The organism is Phenylobacterium sp. (assembly GCF_016793285.1).
GTDB lineage: Bacteria > Pseudomonadota > Alphaproteobacteria > Caulobacterales > Caulobacteraceae > Phenylobacterium.
Window position 1 is genome coordinate 1 of record NZ_JAEUMO010000253.1, and the last position, 1,981, is coordinate 1,981.

Consider the following 1,981-nt stretch of genomic DNA (forward strand, 5'->3'; position numbering starts at 1 on the left):
GACTGGCGCACGCCGCGGCCGACGTCGCAGTGGGCGTCGACCAGGGCGAGCAGGGTCGGGGTGTCCGGGGCCGCCTCGACGGCCACGGCGATGCGGCGCACGACGCTCATGCCGAGCTCGGCGAGCTCGAACAGTTGGGCGGATGCGGCATCGGTCGCAGACATGAACAAAAAGAGAACATATCGGCGCGCCGGCGTCAACCCTCATGTAGAGGGGCCACGGCGGGCGTGGCGCAGCGGCGGAATCCGGGCTCGACGCACGTGGCGCTTGGGTTCGCGGCCCGAGCGCCCTATTTTCCGCCCGCGATGAGCACCGAAGCCCACACGTCCGTCCGCCCGTGGCGCGCGATCGACCGCCGCAAGAGCCGCAAGATCCGCGTGGGCAAGGTCGAGGTGGGCGGCGACGCACCCATCACCGTCCAGTCGATGACCAACACGCTGACCGCCGACGCGGCCGCCACCATCGAGCAGGTGCGCCAGCTCGAGGAAGCCGGCTGCGACATCGTCCGCGTCTCGTGCCCGGACGAGGACTCCACGGCCGCCTTCAGGCAGATCGCCAGGGCCGCCAAGGTCCCGCTGGTGGCCGACATCCACTTCCACTACCGCCGCGGCATCGAGGCCGCCCAGGCCGGCGCCGCCTGCCTGCGGATCAACCCCGGCAACATCGGCAACGCCGCGCGCGTGAAGGAGGTCGTCCAGGCCGCCCGCGACCACGGCTGCTCGATGCGGATCGGCGTCAACGCCGGCTCGCTGGAGCGCGACCTCCTGGAGCAGTACGGCGAGCCCTGCCCGGCCGCCATGGTCGACAGCGCGCTGCGCCACGCCCGCATCCTGCAGGACCACGACTTCCACGAGTTCAAGATCAGCGTGAAGGCGTCCGACCCCTTCATGACCGTCGCCGCCTACCAGCAGCTCGCCGAAGCGATCGACTGCCCGCTGCACCTGGGCGTGACCGAGGCCGGCGCCACGCGCACCGGCACGGTGAAGAGCGCCATCGGCATCGGCTCGCTGCTCTGGGCCGGCATCGGCGACACCATCCGCGTCAGCCTCGCGGCCGATCCGGTGGAGGAGGTGAAGGTCGGCTTCGACATCCTGAAGTCGCTGGGCCTGCGCCACCGCGGCGTGAACATCATCGCCTGCCCGTCGTGCGCCCGGCAGGGCTTCAACGTGATCCAGACGGTCGAGACCCTGGAGCAGCGGCTGGCGCACATCTCCACGCCGCTCAGCCTGTCGATCATCGGCTGCGTCGTGAACGGCCCCGGCGAGGCGCTGATGACCGACGTCGGCTTCACGGGCGGCGGCAAGGGCGCGGGCATGGTCTACGTGGCCGGCCGGCCCGACCACAAGCAGGACAACGAGGGCATGGTCGACCACATCGTCGCCCTCGTCGAAGCCAAGGCCGCCGAGATCGAAGCCGCGAACGCGCCGGCCGAGGCGGCGGAGTAGCCTTCCCTTCCCTCTGCGGGAGGGAACAGGCCGCGCAGCGGCCAGGGCGGGGAAGTCACCATCATCCCCAACCGTCAGAGGTCTTGCACGTCCCTTCCCCACCCGCTCGCCTTCGGCGAGGCCCCCCACCATGAAGGGGAGGGAAATCCGTGACGAAACGGAAACAAAAATGACGCCCGCGTCACTCTTGCCTCGCTTCCGCTTTGAGGCTTAGGTGGCGCTCCAATTCTCGGGAGGACTGCATGTCTGCGGACGGCAACTGGAAGATCACCATCAACACTCCGATGGGCGCGCGCACGATGGCCGTGGCCATCGCGACCAGCGGCGACACCTTCACCGGCAAGGTGGATTCGGAAATGGGCGCGCAGGAAGTGACCGGCAAGGTCGACGGCGACAACCTGACCTGGAGCACCGACATCACGAACCCGATGCCGATGAAGCTCGAGTTCTCGGCCAAGGTCGAGGGCGACAAGATGAGCGGCAACGTCAAGCTCGGCATGTTCGGCAACGCCGCGCTCACGGGCGAACGCGCCTAA

At 69.2% G+C, this 1,981-nt stretch carries 2 protein-coding genes; both read left to right on the forward strand.

The window, feature by feature from the left end; genetic code table 11:
- Positions 1-305: 305 nt before the first annotated feature.
- Complete coding sequence (gene ispG / locus JNL41_RS21645; protein ID WP_293478346.1) at positions 306-1,445, forward strand: flavodoxin-dependent (E)-4-hydroxy-3-methylbut-2-enyl-diphosphate synthase; 1,140 nt, start codon at positions 306-308, stop codon at positions 1,443-1,445.
- A gap of 242 nt (positions 1,446-1,687) precedes the next feature.
- Positions 1,688-1,981, forward strand: a complete 294-nt coding sequence (locus JNL41_RS21650; protein WP_293478348.1) for a hypothetical protein — start codon at positions 1,688-1,690, stop codon at positions 1,979-1,981.

Coding starts and splice junctions, on each gene's coding strand:
- ispG (WP_293478346.1), top strand. CDS start 306: ATGAGCACCGAAGCCCACACGTCCGTCCGCCCGTGGCGCGCGATCGAC.
- JNL41_RS21650 (WP_293478348.1), top strand. CDS start 1,688: ATGTCTGCGGACGGCAACTGGAAGATCACCATCAACACTCCGATGGGC.